This window comes from Oerskovia sp. PE-21s (assembly GCF_056158145.1).
This window is the reverse complement of record NZ_JBUXJM010000007.1, coordinates 59,555-77,204: the sequence shown is the minus strand read 5'-3', so window position 1 is coordinate 77,204 and position 17,650 is coordinate 59,555. Positions and strand designations below refer to the sequence as shown.

The window sequence follows — 17,650 nt, the reverse complement described above, 5'->3', positions numbered from 1 at the left end:
CGAGCCGTCTCGCGAGCGGTCGCCTGCCAGGGGGCGCGGCGCGCGGCGCGAGGGCGAAGCCGCGACACAAGCGACCCTCCCTCCTGCTCGGCCTCCTCATGACGCTGATGATGCTCTACTGCCTCGTACCGCTGTGGTGGCTCGTGGTGAACTCGACGAAGACGATGGACTCGCTCTACAGCTCGTTCGCGTTCTGGTTCAGCGGCGAGTTCTCGCTCTTCCAGAACGTCGCCGACACGTTCACGTACCAGGACGGCATCTTCCTGCGCTGGCTCACGAACACGCTGTTCTACGTCGTCGTCGGCGCTGGGGGAGCTACCCTGCTCGCCACCCTCGCGGGGTACGGGCTGGCGAAGTACAAGTTCCCCGGCCGCAAGTGGGTCTTCGCGATCATCCTGGGCGCGATGGCCATCCCTGGCACAGCGCTCGCGGTCCCGCAGTTCCTGCTCTTCAGCGGACTCGGCCTGACGAACACGCCCTGGTCGGTGATCATCCCGGCGATGGTGAGCGCTTTCGGCCTCTACCTCGTCTGGGTGTACGCCCGCGACGCGATCCCCGACGAGCTGCTCGAGGCGGCGCGCCTCGACGGCGCCGGAGAGATCCGCATCTTCTTCGTGATCGCGCTGCGGCAGCTGGCGCCGGCACTGATCACGGTGCTCATGTTCGCGGTCGTCGCGACGTGGAACAACTACTTCCTGCCGCTCATCATGCTGAGCGACGCGCAGTGGTACCCGCTCCCGGTCGGACTGGCGCAGTGGTCGGCGCAGTCGAGCTCGATCGGAGGCCAGGCCATCCCTCATCTCGTCATCACGGGATCGCTGCTGACCGTCATCCCCATCTCGGCGGCCTTCCTCTACCTGCAGCGCTACTGGCAGTCAGGGCTGACCGCCGGGAGCGTCAAGTAGTCCGGTTCATCCGGTACCAGAGATCGAACACCAACCGCAAAGGAACTACCTCGATGAAGAGAATCTCCACTCGCCGGTGGGGGCGCCTCGGTGCCGTCGTCGGCACCGGTGCCCTGCTCGCCGGAGTGCTCGCGGGCTGCGGCAGCGGGACCGCCGGGACCGACAGCGGCTCGACCGACACGGACGCGGCGCTCAAGGAAGACGTCACGCTCACGTGGTGGACCTGGTCGGACGACACGCAGGTGATCGCGGACGGCATCTCGAAGGAGTACCCGAACGTCACGTTCGACGTCGTCAAGCTCGAGAACCCGGACGCCGTGGTCACCAAGCTGCAGAACGCGATCAAGGCGGGCAAGGGCGCGCCCGACCTCGTGCCGGTCGAGTACCAGACCCTGCCGCAGCTGACCCTCGGCAAGGCGCTCGCCGACCTGAACGGCTACGGCCTCGAGACCTACCAGGACGCGTTCACGGCCTCGACGTGGAACGCCGTGAACGTGCAGGACAAGCTCGTCGCGCTGCCCATGGACTCCGGCCCGATGGTCATGATCTACAACAAGGACATGTACGACAAGGCGGGCGTGACCGAGGCCCCGGCGACCTGGGACGAGTTCGCGGCGGCGTCGCAGGCGATCCACGCAGCGGACCCCGAGGCCTACATCGCGAACAGCGGTGACGCGGGCTTCTTCACCAGCATGATCTGGGCGTCGGGCGGGCAGCCCTTCCGGACCGAGGGCGAGAACGTCACGATCGACCTGCAGGACGACGGCACGAAGAAGTTCGCCGACTTCTGGGGCGAGCGGCTCACCGCCGGCGAGCTCTCCGGCCTCTCGACCTGGTCGGACGAGTGGTCCAAGGCCCTGACCCAGGACAAGCTGGGCACGCTCCTCATGGGTTCCTGGATGATCAGCGGGATGGACGACTACGGCCCCGCGGGCAAGTGGCGCGTTGCCCCGATGCCGACGTGGGACGGCGAGCCGGCCTCCGCGGAGAACGGTGGCAGCGGCCTCGCGGTCACCGAGCAGAGCGCGAACAAGGCGGCCGCCGCGGGCGTCCTCAAGTACCTCGCCGAAGGCGATGGGCGTGCGCTGCTGAACTCGACGGGCTTCCCGTCGACCGTCGCGGACCTCGCCGACCCCGAGTTCCTCGACCACCCGTTCGAGCCGTACGCGGGCCAGCCCGCCAACCAGGTCGGTGCGGCATCTGCGGCCTCGGTCGTCGCCGACTGGCAGTACCTGCCGTACCAGGGGTACGCCAACAACGTCTTCGGCGACTCGGTCGGCAAGGCGCTCGGATCGAACGGTGACCTGAACGCAGCGCTCCTCGAGTGGCAGGACACGCTCGTCGCGTTCGGCAACGAGCAGGGCTTCAGCGTCAACAAGTAGCAGCCTCGCACCAACCCGCGGGGCAGCCGCCGTCACGGTGGCCGCCCCGCGGACCATCCCACGACCTACAGGACGATGCATGCCCAGCTTCGCCGTCGGCGAGACCGACTTCCTTCTCGACGCCGCGCCCTTCCGGATCCTCTCGGGCGCCCTGCACTACTTCCGCGTGCACCAGGACCAGTGGAGCGACCGGATCCGCAAGGCGCGTCTCATGGGACTCAACACGATCGAGACGTACGTGCCGTGGAACGAGCACGCGCCGGCACGGGGCGAGTTCCGGACCGACGGCCTGCTGGACCTGGGCCGCTTCCTCGACCTCGTGCACGCCGAGGGCATGCGCGCCATCGTGCGTCCGGGTCCGTACATCTGCGCCGAGTGGCACGACGGCGGGCTCCCCGGGTGGCTCGTCGCCGACCCGACGATCACGCTGCGTTCGAGCGACCCGGCGTACCTCGAGGCCATCGCCGAGTACCTCGAAGCGGTCTACGCGATCGTCCGGCCGCGCCAGATCCAGCACGGCGGACCTGTCGTCCTCGTGCAGATCGAGAACGAGTACGGCGCGTACGGCGCCGACCGGGAGTACCTGCGGCGTCTGACGTCGATGACCCGCGACCTCGGGATCGACGTGCCGCTGACCACGGTCGACCAGCCGAGCGACGAGATGCTCGCCAACGGCAGCCTCGACGAGCTGCACCGGACCGCCTCGTTCGGTTCGCGGGCGACCGAGCGGCTCGCCACCCTGCGCCGGCACCAGCCCACGGGGCCGTTGATGTGCTCGGAGTTCTGGTGCGGTTGGTTCGACAGCTGGGGCGAGATCCACCACACGTCGTCCGCCGAGGAGTCGGCGCGCGAGCTCGACGAGATGCTCGCGGCGGGGGCCTCCGTGAACGTCTACATGTTCCACGGCGGGACGAACTTCGGGTTCACGAACGGCGCCAACGACAAGGGCACCTACCGGCCCATCGTGACCTCGTACGACTACGACGCACCGCTCGCCGAGGACGGCACCCCGACCGAGAAGTACTGGCGTCTTCGCGAGGTGATCGCGAGGTACGCGCCCGTGCCCGAGGAGCGTCCCGAGGTCCGGCGCGATGCTCCGGTGCTCGGTGTCCGCTTCGACCAGAGCGTCCCGCTGCGGTCGGTCCCGGTGATCGACGCGCAGCCGTTCGACCACCTTCCCGACGCGACCGAGCTCGGCTCGACCCGGGGCTTCACCTGCTACTCGACGACGGTCGAGCACGGGGGGCTCCTCACGTTCTCCGAGGTGCGGGACCGCGCCCAGGTCTTCCTCGACGGCGCGCTCGTCGGGACGCTCGACCGTGAGCTCCACGAGCGGATGCTGCCTCTGCCGAGCCGTGCCAGCGGCGAGCTCACGGTCCTCGTCGAGAATCTCGGCGGCGTGAACTACGGGCCACGGCTCGGCGAGGCGAAGGGCCTGATCGGTCCCGTCACCCTCGACGGCGTGGAGATCACCACCTGGGTCGCAGGGGGCGTGCGTCTCGAGGATCTCGAGCCGATCCGGGACGCGCTGTCCCGCGCCGACGACGGAGGGGACGTCGTCGTCGGGGCACCGAGCCCGGCGGTCTGCGGACCCGCGTTCGCCCGCGGTTCGTTCGTGCTGGACGAGGCCGCCGACCTCCACCTCGACCTGCGAGGTTGGGGAAAGGGCGTCCTCTGGGTGAACGGCGTCAACCTGGGCCGCTACTGGAGCCGGGGTCCGCAGCGCACCTCGTACGTGCCTGCGCCCGTGACCAGGGCCGGGGAGAACGAGGTGCTGGTCTTCGAGACGATCGGTGCCGCGTCGGCCACCGCGCAGTTCGTCGCGCGTCCCGAGCTGGGACCGACCGAGGCATGACCGTCTCGGTGCTAGGCGCGGCGCACGGGGCCGGTGCTCTCGCGGACGACGAGCCGGGTCGGGATCAGGATCTTCTGCGTCTCGCTCGGTTCGCCGTCGATGATCGAGAGCAGGAGCCTCGTCGCGTGCCGGCCCACGGCGTCGAAGTTCTGGTGCACGGTGGTGAGCGCCGGCCAGTACGACGCCGCGTCGTCGGTGTCGTCGAAGCCGACCACGCTGACGTCGGCAGGAACGCTCCAGCCGTGCTCGTGGATCGCGTGCATCGCGCCGAGCGCCATCTGGTCGTTGGCGGCGAACACCGCGGTCGGTGGCTGCGCGGAGGCGAGGAGCTCGCGCGTGAGCGCGAGCCCCGAGCTCGCCGTCCAGTCACCGACGAGGACCGGGCGGGCGGGGAGCCCGGCGTCGAACATGATCTGGCGGTAGGCCGCGGCTCGGCGCTTGGCCGAGAAGGAGGTCGAGGGGCCGGAGATGTGCACGATGTCGCGGTGCCCGAGGTCGAGCAGGTGCTGCAGCGCGATCTGGGCGCCCTGCTCCTGGTCGGTGTCGACGATCGTGTAGGGAAGGTTGGCGTCGGAGTCGACGATCACCAGGGGCAGGCCGGCCGTGAGCTTGAGCTCGTCGAGCGAGTCGATCTTGGCCGACATCACGAGGATGATGCCGTCGACGGCCTGCTCCTCGAGCCGGCTGAAGGCGCCCGCGACGTCGATCTGCGTCGGATCCTTGACCGGCAGCAGCGTGGTCGTGTACCCGGCGGCCTCGGAGGCCTCGGCGATGGCGTTGAGCGTGCGCTCGGTGCCGAGCGTGGCGAGGTTGAAGGTGACGAACCCGATGCTGCGGAACCGGCCCGACTTCAGGTTGCGTGCCGCGCTGTTGGGCCGGTATCCGAGGGCCCGCATCGACGCCTGCACCCGTTCACGGGTCGCCGGTCTGACGTTCGTCTGTCCGTTCGCGACGCGCGAGACGGTCTGCGCGGAGACACCGGCATGCTTCGCGACGTCGTTGATCGAGGCGCGGGGCCGGGCAGGAGAGTCGGCTCCGGACGGTGTGTTCGATGAGGGCCTCATGATGACGCAAACACTAGCGGATCCCGCTCGCTCCGTCCCGTGCGGTATCGAGCCGGGCGCCGACCGCACCACCCACCCACGGAAAGGTCCCCGATGACCACCCAGCAACCACTCCTCGGCCTGATCCTGCGCTCCGGTGGAGTCATTCTCGCGCTGGACCTCGCAGACGGCGCCCTGCCCTCGATCGTGCACTGGGGTGCAGACCCGGGGCCGCTCGACGAGGAAGCCTTCGACGCGCTGCGGCAGACCGCGGTCCTGCCCGTCGGTGCGAGCGAGGTCGACGTCCCGGTGCGGATCGCGATCCTGCCGGAGCACGCGCGCGGTTGGATGGGCACCCCAGGAGTCAGCGGGTCCCGGGCGGGCGCGGCCTGGTCGCCGCTCTGGCGCACGACGTCGGCGCTGCTCGACGGGCGCGAGCTGCTCGCACCGACGGCTCCTCGTCTCGTCGAGCAGGGGAGCGGCGCGCTCGTCGTGAACGCCGTCGACGACGCCGCCGAGCTGAGACTGACCCTCACCGTCGAGCTGTCGGCCGCGGGGGTCGCGCGCCTGCGCGCCGAGGTCGAGAACACGGGGGACAGCCCCTACCAGCTCGACCAGGTCCTGCTCAGCATGCCCACCCCGCCCGTGGCGAGCGAGATCCTCGACCTGGCCGGTCGGTGGGGCGGCGAACGTGCACCGCAACGCAGCACGGTGACGGTCGGGACCCATCGTCGAGAAGGTCGACGCGGTCGTACCGGGCTCGACGCGGCGACCGTGCTCTCGCTCGGCACGCCCGGGTTCGGCTTCGGTCACGGTGAGGTCTGGGGGGTGCACACCGGGTGGTCCGGCAACCACGTCCACCAGGTCGAGCGGGTCCTGAGCGGCGAACAGCTGATCGGTGGCGGCGAGCTGCTGCTGCCCGGAGAGGTGCGCCTCGCCCGGGGGGAGCGGTACACGAGCCCGTGGGTCTACGGCATCTACGGAGCCGGCCTGGACGACGCCGCGCGGCGCATGCACCGGCACCTGCGCGCGCGTCCGCAGCACCCTCGCACGCCCCGCCCCGTCACGCTCAACGTGTGGGAGGCCGTCTACTTCGACCACGACGTCGACACCCTGCGAGACCTCGCCGATCGTGCGGCAGAGCTCGGCGTCGAGCGATTCGTGCTCGACGACGGCTGGTTCGGAGGCCGGCGCAACGACCGTGCCGGTCTGGGCGACTGGTTCGTCTCGCCGGACGTCTGGCCCGAGGGGCTGCACCCGCTCGTCGATCACGTGCGAGGGCTGGGCCTGCAGTTCGGGCTGTGGTTCGAGCCCGAGATGATCAACGTCGACTCCGAGCTCGCACGCGCACACCCGGAGTGGATCATGGCGACGGGCGGACGCCTGCCCGTCGAGTCACGCCACCAGCAGGTCCTCGACCTCGGGATCCCCGAGTGCTACGCCCATGTCCGCGACGCCCTGTGCGCGATCCTCGACGAGTACGACATCGCGTACATCAAGTGGGACCACAACCGCGACCTGGTCGACGCGGGATCGGGGCCCGACGGCCGCCCTGGCGTGCACGAGCAGACGCTCGCCTTCTACCGGCTCGTCGACGAGCTGAGGTCGCGCTACCCGGGTCTCGAGATCGAGTCGTGCTCCTCGGGGGGCGGCCGGGTCGACCTCGGTGTCCTCGAACGCACCGACCGCATCTGGGCGTCCGACGACAACGACCCCCTCGAGCGCCAGCAGATCAACCGGTGGACGGGTCAGCTCGTGCCGCCCGAGATGATCGGGGCGCACGTCGCGTCGGGCGCCTCGCACACGACCGGGCGGGTCCAGTCCCTGTCGTTCCGCGCGATCACCGCCCTGTTCGGGCATCTCGGCGTGGAGTGGGACCTGCGAGCGGCGAGCGCCGCGGAGAGTGCCGAGCTCGCCGGGTGGATCGCCTTTTACAAGGACCACCGTGCGCTGCTGCACGGTGGTGAGGTCGTGCGCCTCGACCACCCGGACACCTCGCTCACCCTCCACGGCGTCGTGGCCCCGGACGGGTCGGAGGCGGTGTACTCGTACGTGTCCCTCACGCGTGCCGCGGTGGCGAGCCCAGGACGTGTCCGGCTCCCCGGGCTCGAGCGTGGCGGGACCTACCGCGTCGAGCCCGTTCTCGTCGGCGGCCTCCCCGACGGTGCCGACCCGGCACCGTGGTGGGCGGGCGGTGCGGTCACGCTGAGCGGGGCGGTCCTCGCCACGGCCGGCGTGGTCATGCCCGCGCTCCGGCCCGAGCAGGCCGTCCTGATCCGCGCGCGGCGCGTCGCCGACGCTGCCGGTGACGTCGCCGACGCTGCCGGTGACGCAGGCACGCCGGGGTCGGCAGGGTGACAGGGTCCGTCGTCCTCGTGGTCCTCGGGGCGGCGCTGCTGCACGGCACCTGGAACGCGATCGCCAAGGCCATCCCTGCGCGGCTGGTCTCCTCGACGCTCATCGCGCTGGTGTACCTCGTCGTCGGGGGGATCGGCTGCCTGGTCCTGCCGCTCCCCGAGTCGTCCGCGTGGCCCTACCTGCTGGTGTCGGCCGCCGTCCAGACGCTCTACCTGCTGCTGCTCACGGCGGCGTACGCGACGTCCGACTTCGGCAGCGCGTACCCCCTCACCCGCGGAATCGCCGTGCTCGGCGTCACCCTCGTCTCGACGCTGTTCCTCGGGGAGCGGATGACGGCGGCGCAGCTCGGCGGGGTCGCGGTGGTCGCGCTGGCGCTGCTCACGCTGGCATGGGCACCGAAGGGGCGCGCGAGCACGACGGGCACGCTCATCTCGGTCGTGGTCGGCGTCACCATCACGGCGTACTCGGTGCTCGACGGCGTCGGGGTACGCCTCTCGGGGGAGCCGCTCAGCTATGCGGCGTGGCTGTTCCTGCTCCAGGGGGTCTCGATCCCCGTCGTCTGCCTGGTGCTGGCCAGGGACAAGCGCGAGTTCGCCCGGGGACTGCGCGCGCACGCCCCGATGGGTGCGCTCGGTGGCGTCCTCTCGCTCGCGGCCTACACGATCGTCGTCTGGGCGCAGTCGATCGCGCCGCTCGCGGTCGTCTCTGCGCTGCGTGAGACAGGCGTCCTCGCGGCAGGTGCGATCGGCTATCTCGTGTTCCGCGAACCGTTGAGCGTGCGGCGCGTCACGGCGACGATCTGCGCCGTCGCGGGGATCGTGGCGATCCGCCTCGGGGCGTGAGTGCGGCGCAGCCAGGGCGTGCGAACGGACCACTCCGTGACACGGTCCTTCGTCGCCCGCCGCCCGCTCTTATGCTCGCGGTCGCGGTGATCACCGAGACCGTACGAGCTCCCTGCCCGGGTGGTGCCACGGTGGCCCCCGGGGTCTTCGAGCAGCAGGTGATCCCCGTGCAGCTGGAGAGAGCACGAGGCTCGACGAGCCAGGGGAGGCGCCGCCATGAGAGCTGTTCGTCACGAGATGCTGGTCACGGTGGTGGCCGTCTCGTTGATCGCCGGAGGGCAGGTCTCGGCGGCCGCCTCGACGGACGCGGCCGACGCCGCGGGCGGGGAGCTCGACCTCACGCAGGGTGCGGTGCTCGTCGACGGCGTCGAGGTCCCGATGTACGGGACCTTCGCGTACCCGTCCTTCGGCCTGGGCGGCGACCCGGTGGTCCGGGGGATCGTGCACGGCGCCTACCGGGTGGACGGCGCGACGGCGCTGTACTACTCGCTCACCGAGAAGACCCAGGGCATCGGGTTCGGCGAGACGGACGCGTTCGCGTCAGACCTCCAGGAGCCGTCGGTCTACGACTACAACATGGCCTCGGCCGTCGAGCTGCTCGACGTCGCCGACCTGCAGGGATACCGGCCGCTGGTCGTCGACGGGCGTGCGCTGACCTCCTCGACGGGGGACTTCGCAGCGGAGCCGGGGGAGCTCGCCGTGGCGTTCGCGCTGTTTCCCGAGCTCCCGGAGGGGACGGCGACCGTGGACGTGCGGATCGGCAGGGATGTCGTCGCCGACGTCGCCGTGGGGGAAGGGGCCCTGACCCCGGTCGCCGAGGAGCCGGCGGTGCTGCTGGGCCAGGGCTGGCCCCGGCTCCCGAGTCCCGACCAGGTCGCGGCGGCCCCCGTCGAGGCGAGCACCTTCAGGCTGTCCCAGCGAACCGCCGACGTCGAGGAGGTCGCGCAGACCGAGGAGACGGTCGAGCAGGTCGCCGTGACGCTCGACGCCAACGTGGTCTTCGACAAGGCGTCGGCGGTGCTGTCACCCGGAGCGCGGTCGAGGCTCGCCGAGGTCGCTGCGGACGTCGCGGCCCGCGGGACCGGGAACGTGGTCGTCACCGGGCACACCGACTCCGACGGCAGCGATGCCGACAACCGGGTGCTCTCCGAGGAGCGGGCCGCGTCCGTGCTGGCGGTGCTCGAGCCGGCGGTCGGGGACGACGTCACGCTCGAGTCGGTGGGCAAGGGCGAGTCCGACCCCGTCGCGAGCAACGACTCGGCCGAGGGGCAGCAGGCGAACCGGCGCGTCACGATCGTCTACTCGGTGCAGGAGGCGAAGCGATGAGCGCCCGGGCCCGCGGGACCGTGCCGGCCGGTCTGCTGGTTGCTGTGCTGCTGCTGCTGGGCGGGTGCTCGGGCGGCCCCGAGACGTCCGAACCGTCGGGGAGGCCCGCGCAGACGCCCGATGCCGCGCCGGAGGTCTCCGCCCAGGAGATCGCCCGCGCACTGACGGCGGCCGAGGTGGCTGCCGTGGTGGGGACGACGAGCGGGGACGTCCCCGTGGAGGGCGACCGGACCCGCCCCGTCGTCGCCGAGGTGTACTCCGTCGTGGCGTACCCAGACAGGACGGTCGTGCACTTTGCGCTCGCCTCGGGTGACGGCGAGGAGGTCGGTCTGCTCCCGTCCTCGCTGTCGGTCGAGCCGGGAAGCTGGCAGTATCTCGAAGGGCTCGCGATCATCGACCCCGAGTCCCGGCAGAGACTCCTGAGCTACCGCGACGCGGACGGGCAAGGATCGATCGGCGAGAGCGTCTTTCAGACGTGCTCCCTGAGGCCCAAGACGCTCACGGTCGAGAAGGTCCCGCAGACCTGCGTCCTCTCGCCGCTCGATCCGGAGACCGAGTCGGTCACCTTCGAGATCCCCCACCTCCCCGCGATCGAGGACGTGCCCGTCACCCGGCACGGGAAGTGAGAGAACGAACATGACGGTGCGGTCGAGGGACAGCGACACGGCAGGGGCGGGCTGATGCCCTCGGCGCGCGTCCGGCCGAGGCTCGTCGGCTATCTCGTGGTGGCCGCGCTGGGAGTCGTGGGCGTCTGCCTGGTGCTGGACCGGGGGCCCGGTACCGCGCCGGCTCCGGTGTCGACCGAGGCGCCGCTCCCGGTCGTGTCGGTCGAGGAGGGGCAGACGGTGGGCGACGACGTCGTGGTGCTCGGGCCCGACGGCGCCACGTACGGCCCACCGTCGGTCAGGTGGGACTCCTCTGCGGTGGTCCGCGTGGGGCTGGCCGTCACCGTGCCGGCGAGCGAGGGCATCGTCGAGGTCCAGGCGCCGGAGGTCGTGCTGGTGCGTGCCGGCCGGGAGATCACCCCGGGCCCCGCTGTCGAGCCCGGCACGGAGGACCGGGGGACGGGACTGCGTGGCGGCGGTGCCGCAGGCTTCACGTGGCACTTCGACGCGGAGGACGGTGGTGCGGCGATCGAGCCCGGGGACCTCGTGACCGTGCGCGTTCGCACCCCGGACGGCCTCGCGTACGACGTCGAGGGCATCGAGGTGGGACGGCCGTCAGGACGAGGCTTGTCCCGGTAGACCCGGACCTGGGTTCGCTCGTCGGCACACCGCAGCCGCACCTCACCCGCACGGCGGCCGTGCGGCACCGCTCAGAGCCTGTCCGCGAGCTCCTCGAGCGTCTCGGAGACACCGGCCTCGAGCTTGATCGTGGCCAGCGGGTCGCCCCGGGTCGCGCCGCGGTTGACGATGACGACGGGCTTGTCGGTCTTCACGGCGTGCTTGACGAACCGGAGCCCGCTCAGGACGGTCAGCGACGAGCCGGCGACGAGCAGCGCGTCGGCGGCGTCGACCATGGCGTAGGCCCGCTCGACCCGCTCTCGTGGCACGTTCTCGCCGAAGTACACGATCTCCGGCTTGAGCATGCCGCCGCAGAACTCGCACGCGGCGGGCACGAAGTGGGCGGTCGACTCGATCACGGCGTCGGCGTCGGGCGCGGTCTCGACGTCGTCGAGGTCGCCGATGCTGTCGAGGAAGTGCGGGTTGAGCTCGGTGAGCCGGTCGGCCAGGTGCTCGCGCGAGATGACGCGTGCGCAGGACAGGCAGATCACGCGGTCGTAGCGGCCGTGGAGGTCGATGACGTTGCGCGAGCCCGCGTCCTCGTGGAGCAGGTCGACGTTCTGCGTGATGATCCCGTCGAGGACGCCGCGCTCCTCGAGCCGGACCAGTGCCTTGTGCCCGGCGTTGGGGTGCGTGCGGTGCACGCGCTGCCAGCCCACGTGGTTGCGCGCCCAGTAGTGGCGGCGGAAAGCCTCGTCCCCGACGAACTGCTGGTAGGTCATGGGGTTGCGGGGCGGCGAGTCGGGCCCGCGGTAGTCGGGGATGCCGGAGTCGGTCGAGATGCCCGCGCCGGTCAGCGCGGTGAGCCGCTTGCCGCGCAGCAGGTGGACGACGTCGTCGATCGTGGGGCTGGTCGCTGGGGTCGCGGGGGTCTGCGGGGGCACGATCCGAGCGTACGACGGCCGCAGGAGGGGTTCCACAAGGAACGGTGTGAGGTGCGGGGTCCTGGGCCACGAGGTGGCGCGGGAGGCGTCGCGGGAGCTCGCGACGAGCAGGAGCGGACGCCGGACAAACCGAGGAAAAGCACCGAGTAGGACGCCCGTCCAGGGGGCAAATCGGGGCGTTCGGCCCAACACGCCCTCGTATTGGTTAAGACCCTTGGCAAAGGGTTCTTTCGGGTCTACTGTGCGAGGCGTCCGAACAAAGTTCCGGGCGTGCCCGGAGGAGAGCAACGAGGCCCTCACATGCAAGACACACCCAGACGCCGGCTCGCGCCGGTGGCGATCGCCGCAGCCGCGGTGCTCGCCGCTTCCGTCGTGGTGGCACCGGCAACCCAGGCCGCCGCCCCTACCACCAAGCCCGCCACCACCTCGTCGTCCGCAGGCCCGGACGACATCAACGGCTACCGCAGCGTCGGCTACTTCATGGCCGACGGCCCGATTACGCGTGACTTCCACGTCGCGAACCTCGTGTCGACCGGGGCGATCAAGGACCTGACCCACCTCAACTACGCGTTCGGCAACGTCACGACCGACCTCGTGTGCGACATCAACCAGGTGCCCGGAGAGGGCGACGCGCAGAACGACTTCCTGCGCCTCGTCCCGGCCAAGCAGTCCGTGGACGGCAAGGCCGACAAGGCGGGCCAGGCGCTCGCGGGCAACTTCAACCAGCTCCGCAAGCTCAAGGCCGTCAGCCCCGACACCAAGATCCTCGTGTCGCTCGGCGGCTGGACCTGGTCGGACAACTTCTCCGAGGCCGCGTCCACGGCCGAGGGGCGGACGAAGCTCGTGAGCTCGTGCCTCGACATCTACATCCGGGGCAACCTGCCGCAGATCGGCGACAAGGGGGGCCCGGGAGCTGCGGCCGGCATCTTCGACGGCATCGACATCGACTGGGAGTGGCCGGTCACCGGGGGCGAGACGGCGAACGCCCGCCCCGAGGACAAGGAGAACTTCCTGCTCCTCATGGAGGAGTTCCGCACATCGCTCGACGCGCTGGGCGCCCAGAACGGTCAGGACTACCTGCTGACGGGCTTCGCCCCCGCGGGTGGTTGGAACGCCGGCCAGGGCGGATGGCTCGACCCGCGGCTCTTCGCGGTCGTCGACTTCCTCAACGTCCAGGGCTACGACTTCCACGGCGGCTGGGTCCCGAACAAGACGGGCCACCAGGGCAACCTGCACCCGGACGGCTCCGAGAACTGGGGCCTGGGCCTCGACGGCGCCATGGGCATGTACGTCAACGCGGGCGCGGACCCGCAGCAGCTCAACGCGGGCCTCGCGGCCTACGGCCACGGCTGGTACGGCGTCGCGGACGGCAGCGCGGGCTGGAAGCCTGCCGCGGGCTACATCGGCACCAAGACGTACGCCGAGCTGCGCACGGTCGGCAAGGCGTACTTCGACCCGAAGGTCGGCGCCTCGTGGCGCTACGACGGCGACCAGTGGTGGAGCTACGACGACAAGGCGTCCGTGAACGCGAAGGCCGAGTGGCTCGCGGTCCAGGGCTACGGCGGTGCCATGTGGTGGGACCTCACGGGCGACTACAAGAACGAGCTCGGTTCGACCCTCGGTGCGACGCTGCGCGCGTCGACCCCCGGCCCACAGGTCGGCGCGCAGTGCGCCGCCCCGTGGTACGGCTCGGGCGTGTACACGTCGGGTGACGTCGTCTCGCACGACGGCGCCGAGTACAAGGCCAAGTGGTGGACGCGTGGCACGGCCCCGGCCGCGACCTCGGGCAGCCCGTGGCAGAAGATCGGTCCGTGCGGCACGGCCCCCGTGGTCGAGGTCGTCAAGTGCGCCCCGGCCTTCTCGCTCGAGGCCACGTACTCGGGCGGCGCGGTCGTCTCGCGTGCGGGCGTGAACCACACGGCCCAGTGGTGGACCCGTGGCGAGGTGCCCGGGAGCGACGTCTGGGGTGCGTGGGACGCCGGTCGGCCCTGCTCGGCCTGATCTGCGTGAAGGTCCCGGGTCGGTCCGGGACGGCCAGGGGCGCCGCACCTTCGGGTGCGGCGCCCCTGGCGCGTAAGGCCTCGGCTGCCCGACGGCGTCACGCGCCGCTCGTGGTCGTCGCACCCGAGGTGTCGGTCGAGCCGGTCGAGCCACCGGTGCCGGGCCTGCGGCCGCCGCCCGTGCCGCCCATGCCGCCGCCAGCGAACTCGCCCGCGACGGCCGTCGCCGCCGGCGTCGCGCCGTCGGTGGTGCCGTCGGACGAGAGCCCGGCGTCGTCCGGGGTGCCGAGCGTCCCGCCGGTTCGGAAGACGTAGGTGGCGCCCGTCTCGATCGCGGAGGACGAGTAGACGACGTTCTGCGTGTCCTTGGTGACCTCGTAGGACACGAGGGTCGTGCCGTCCTCGGCGAGGACGTGGACCACGGTCCCGGCTGCGGCGCTCTGGTCGAGGTTCGCGGCGAGCCAGCCCTGCGACGAGTCGGCGTCGGGGGCCACGGCCATGCCCGAGCTGCCCGCCGCGAGCAGCGTCCCACCCGAGATCGTGAACGTGCCGTTGACGTCGAGCGCGCCGTTCCCGGCGTTCGTCGGCCCCTGGACCACGGTGGTACCGCCCGTGATCTCAAGGGTGCCGTTGCTGTCCAGGCCGTCGCCGCCCGCGTCGACCACGAGCGTCCCACCCGAGATCGTGAGCGAGTAGTCGCCCGCCGCCTCGCCGCCCGGTGCGCCCCCACCCGGGCCACCCGACTGCCCGCCGGGAGCTGCGCCGTCGGGCCTCTCGCCCGCGGGCATGGTGGGCATCTCGCCGGACGGCATCTCGCCGTCGGGCCTGGTCGGGGGAGCGCCGGCCGTGCCGTCGCCGGGGACCGTGCCGTCGGGCAGGGTGGGGCGCTCGCCGTCTGCCGGGGGAGTGACGTAGTCCGGCGCCTGGCCGTCCTGCTGGGGGCCCTCCTGCGCCGTGCCGGTGCCCGTGGTGTCGGAGCTGCTCCCGCCCGCGGCGTTCACGCCGTCGTCGGACGCGGTGACGCGGACGTCGCCGCCCGCGAGCGTGATCGTGGCCCCTTCGAGTCCCTCGACCGACTCCGAGACGGTGAGGGTGCCGCCCGTGATCGTGAGGTCGCCGTCGGCGTGGACGCCGTCGTCGCCCGAGGCGAGCGAGAGGTCGCCACCGGAGACCGACACGGCGCCGTTCGAGTGCAGGCCGTCGTCCGCGGCGGAGACGTCCACGGTCGCGCTGCCGCCGACCACGACCCCGACGTCGCCCTTGATGCCCTTGGCCGAGGCGTCCTCGGCGACCTCCGTGCCGGGCCCGCCCGCCGCGGTGATCGTCACGGTCGCGTCCGCGACGATCGCGTCGGTCTCGGCCTGGATGCCGTCGTCACCCGACGTGACGTCGACCGTCCCGCCGAGGACCGCGACGTAGCCCAGGGTCTCGTCGTCGGAGTTCGTGGACTTGAGGCCGTCGGCCGCCGCTGTCACGGTGACCGAGGCGTCGTCGGTCACGACGAGGTCGTCCTTGCCGCGGAGGCCGTCGTCGCCCGCGTCGACCGTGAGGTCGCCCCCGGCGATCACCAGGCCGTCCTTGCTCACGATCCCGTCGGTCGCGGCGCTGACCACGTCGAGGGAACCGGTACCGCCGATCGTGAGGTCGGCCGACGAGAACAGGGCTGCGTCGGGCTCGTCGGTGCTGCCGTCAGTCTCGGTGTCATCGTCTGCGTCCACAGCCGCCCCCATCGCCTCGAGGTGGTTTGTCGAGCCGTCGGCCAGGACCACGACCGCGGTCGCGGCGTCCTCGACGACGAGCGCCGAGGTCGTCGAGGAGGTGATGCTCGCGCCGTCGAGCACGAGCCGCACCACGCCGTCGCCCGACGAGGCCACGACGAGCCGCCCGTCGGTCAGGTCCCCCGTGACGCGGTAGGTGCCGGCCTGGGTGATCGTGACGGTCGAGCCGTCGACGGTCACGCCGTCGCCGTCGCCGTCGGCCTGGGCCGTGTCGCCGTCGAGCGAGAGCGTGACCTCCTCGGACTCGTCCCACGCGAGGTCCTCGTCGTCGGCCCCCGAGGAGTGCGGGTCGGCGTTCGCGGCCATGGCCTCCTCGGGGGTCAGGCCCGCGACCGCGGCCGAGGCCGTGGTGGCGGAGGCCGCCGCGTCGCTCGTGGTGGTGCTCGTGCCGGTGTCCGCCGAGCAGCCGACGAGCGCGGCGGCCGTGAGCGTGGCGGTCAGGACTGCGGTCGTGACGGTGGTGGGTCTGCGGAGTCGCATCAGGTGCTCCTGTCGGGAGTGGTGGTCAGGGAGGGTTCGACCCAGCGGCGGACGACACGTCGCCACGGGGTGCTCGGCAGGTCGGGGCGCAGGACCGCCAGACCCGTGCCGTACTTGGAGATGCGCTGCGGCCGGTGGCCGCTGCGCCAGAGCAGGTGGTCGAGGCACGACGGCGTCGACCCGGTCTTGGTCTCGACGACCACGAGGTCGGGGACCGCCGCGACCCGGCCCGCGGGCGTGCCCTCGTCGAGCAGCCACGTCAGGCCCGTGTCGAGCGTCGCGCGAGCCGCAGGCGCACCGGGCCGCGCGCCGGACAGGAGCAGCGTCGTCCGTCGGTACCTGGTCACGAGCCCCGCCGCGAGCGGCAGGTCGGCCGCCTCGGGGATCGCGGCGCCGTCGAGTGTCGCCGACACGAAGCCCCTGCCCTCGCCCAGCTCGCAGCGGCCCGCGAGGTCGTGCGCCACGCGGTCCTTGACGGTCGAGCCGCGCGCGGCCCGCGTCTTGACCTCGAGCCATGCCTCGCCCGAGTCCAGGTAGGTCCGGGTGCGGACCTTGAACCGCCGCCGACGGCGGTGCGCGGCCAGGTGGAAGCTCGTCAGGTCCGGGGTGTCGAAGTACACCGACTCGTACGAGAACTCCCGACGGCCGTCGACGTCGAGCACCCGCACGCCCGGCTCGCGCTCGGCCAGGTCGGCCAGGACCGCCCGTGCCTGCGCGCGCCGCAGGACGTACTTGCGGTCGATCCGGGTCTGGAGCGACGCCGAGGCGACGAGCTCGTCGAGCGACACGGGGGAGAACCCCGCGGCAGGTGCGACGAGAGTGTCGGGCGCGGCGCCGTCGGGCAGGAGCGTGGTCATGCCGACACCCGGGCGGCGGGCCTGGCCGGGGCGGTGAGGGCCGCGGCGCCGTCGGTCGCGCTGCTCGCCGCGACGCCGCCGCCCGGGGCGACCTCGAAACGGACGTCGACCAGGGTCGTGTCGTTCACAAGGTCGAGGCGCTGGACCGACGCCGAGTGCACGTGCGCCCCCAGGAGCTGCTCGAGGTAGGCCACGAGGCCGGCCTCGTCGGGGAAGGCGCGGTCGAGCAGGACGACCTGGCTGCGGTGGCGCCGGAGCAGCCGCGGGTGGTCCGCGACCGCCATGACCACGAGGATCAGGGCGCTGCCCGCGACGCCGAGCCAGCCCGCGGTCGCGCCGAGGCCACCCAGGAGGCCCAGGGCGAGGGCCGCGAAGTAGTACGCGACCTCGTGCTGGCTCAGCTCGGTCGACCGCAGCCGGATGATCGACAGGACGCCGAAGAGGCCCAGGCCCAGGCCCGCGCCGACCGTGCTGCTCGCGAGCGTCGCCGCGACTGCCAGGACTCCCACGTTCACGCCCAGGTAGGCCACGACCAGGTCGCGGCGCCGATGGCGCGGGAAGTAGAGGCCGAACGTCAGGACGAGCACGGCGACCAGGTCGACGAGGTACAGCGCGAGCTGTGGGGGCTGGGTCACGGGTGACCTCCAGGTGACGGGG

The 17,650-nt window shown here is 71.8% G+C and carries 14 protein-coding genes; 9 read left to right on the top strand and 5 right to left on the bottom strand.

Annotated features, from left to right (window positions below; genetic code table 11):
• The first annotated feature begins 98 nt into the window (after window positions 1–98).
• The 3 genes from ACZDYF_RS14230 (at window position 99) to ACZDYF_RS14220 (ending at window position 4,142) form a co-directional block, all read left to right on the top strand.
• Window positions 99–905, top strand: coding sequence for a carbohydrate ABC transporter permease (locus ACZDYF_RS14230; protein ID WP_191789776.1), 807 nt, complete (start codon window positions 99–101; stop codon window positions 903–905).
• Window positions 906–958: 53 nt separating this feature from the next.
• Window positions 959–2,287 carry an extracellular solute-binding protein gene (locus ACZDYF_RS14225; protein ID WP_475058176.1) on the top strand — a complete coding sequence of 443 codons (1,329 nt, stop codon included), beginning with the start codon at window positions 959–961 and terminating at the stop codon, window positions 2,285–2,287.
• 79 nt (window positions 2,288–2,366) lie between these two features.
• Window positions 2,367–4,142, top strand: a complete 1,776-nt coding sequence (locus ACZDYF_RS14220) for a glycoside hydrolase family 35 protein (protein WP_475058168.1) — start codon at window positions 2,367–2,369, stop codon at window positions 4,140–4,142.
• Between the two features lie 11 nt (window positions 4,143–4,153).
• On the opposite strand, the gene ACZDYF_RS14215 is transcribed toward ACZDYF_RS14220, so the two are convergent.
• The gene (locus tag ACZDYF_RS14215) at window positions 4,154–5,206 is read right to left on the bottom strand and encodes a LacI family DNA-binding transcriptional regulator (RefSeq protein ID WP_475058161.1); all 1,053 of its coding nucleotides are present in this window, start codon (window positions 5,204–5,206) and stop codon (window positions 4,154–4,156) included.
• 93 nt (window positions 5,207–5,299) lie between these two features.
• Here ACZDYF_RS14215 and ACZDYF_RS14210 point away from each other — a divergent pair, with 93 nt between their 5' ends.
• From ACZDYF_RS14210 to ACZDYF_RS14190, 5 genes are all read left to right on the top strand, one after another.
• Entirely contained in the window at window positions 5,300–7,543 is a 2,244-nt protein-coding gene (locus tag ACZDYF_RS14210; RefSeq protein ID WP_475058159.1) for an alpha-galactosidase, read from the top strand.
• Entirely contained in the window at window positions 7,540–8,385 is an 846-nt protein-coding gene (locus ACZDYF_RS14205; protein ID WP_307824244.1) for an EamA family transporter, read from the top strand. Before ACZDYF_RS14210 ends, ACZDYF_RS14205 begins: the two co-directional genes overlap by 4 nt.
• A 216-nt stretch (window positions 8,386–8,601) precedes the next feature.
• Window positions 8,602–9,711 carry an OmpA family protein gene (locus tag ACZDYF_RS14200; RefSeq protein WP_475058151.1) on the top strand — a complete coding sequence of 370 codons (1,110 nt, stop codon included), beginning with the start codon at window positions 8,602–8,604 and terminating at the stop codon, window positions 9,709–9,711.
• The gene (locus ACZDYF_RS14195; RefSeq protein WP_475058146.1) at window positions 9,708–10,337 is read left to right on the top strand and encodes a hypothetical protein; all 630 of its coding nucleotides are present in this window, start codon (window positions 9,708–9,710) and stop codon (window positions 10,335–10,337) included. Before ACZDYF_RS14200 ends, ACZDYF_RS14195 begins: the two co-directional genes overlap by 4 nt.
• A gap of 54 nt (window positions 10,338–10,391) precedes the next feature.
• On the top strand, window positions 10,392–10,955 hold the full coding sequence (locus tag ACZDYF_RS14190) for a hypothetical protein (protein WP_475058143.1): 564 nt from the start codon (window positions 10,392–10,394) through the stop codon (window positions 10,953–10,955).
• A 71-nt stretch (window positions 10,956–11,026) separates the two neighbouring features.
• Here the strand turns inward: ACZDYF_RS14190 and ACZDYF_RS14185 are convergent, their stop codons facing one another.
• Complete coding sequence (locus ACZDYF_RS14185) at window positions 11,027–11,878, bottom strand: NAD-dependent protein deacetylase (RefSeq protein WP_475058139.1); 852 nt, start codon at window positions 11,876–11,878, stop codon at window positions 11,027–11,029.
• A gap of 300 nt (window positions 11,879–12,178) precedes the next feature.
• On the opposite strand from ACZDYF_RS14185, the gene ACZDYF_RS14180 reads away from it, so the two are divergent.
• Window positions 12,179–13,879 carry a glycosyl hydrolase family 18 protein gene (locus ACZDYF_RS14180; RefSeq protein WP_475058134.1) on the top strand — a complete coding sequence of 567 codons (1,701 nt, stop codon included), beginning with the start codon at window positions 12,179–12,181 and terminating at the stop codon, window positions 13,877–13,879.
• Window positions 13,880–13,976: 97 nt separating this feature from the next.
• Here ACZDYF_RS14180 and ACZDYF_RS14175 read toward each other — a convergent pair whose 3' ends face one another.
• The 3 genes from ACZDYF_RS14175 to ACZDYF_RS14165 are packed head-to-tail and all read right to left on the bottom strand — an operon-like array spanning window position 13,977 to window position 17,628.
• Window positions 13,977–16,136: a carbohydrate-binding domain-containing protein gene (locus ACZDYF_RS14175; protein WP_475058129.1), complete on the bottom strand. Its 2,160-nt coding sequence runs from the start codon at window positions 16,134–16,136 to the stop codon at window positions 13,977–13,979.
• The gene (locus ACZDYF_RS14170; protein ID WP_475058126.1) at window positions 16,136–16,993 is read right to left on the bottom strand and encodes a polyphosphate polymerase domain-containing protein; all 858 of its coding nucleotides are present in this window, start codon (window positions 16,991–16,993) and stop codon (window positions 16,136–16,138) included. The genes ACZDYF_RS14175 and ACZDYF_RS14170 overlap by 1 nt, the downstream gene beginning before the upstream one ends.
• Complete coding sequence (locus tag ACZDYF_RS14165) at window positions 16,990–17,628, bottom strand: DUF4956 domain-containing protein (RefSeq protein WP_475058121.1); 639 nt, start codon at window positions 17,626–17,628, stop codon at window positions 16,990–16,992. The genes ACZDYF_RS14170 and ACZDYF_RS14165 overlap by 4 nt, the downstream gene beginning before the upstream one ends.
• Window positions 17,629–17,650 lie beyond the last annotated feature (22 nt).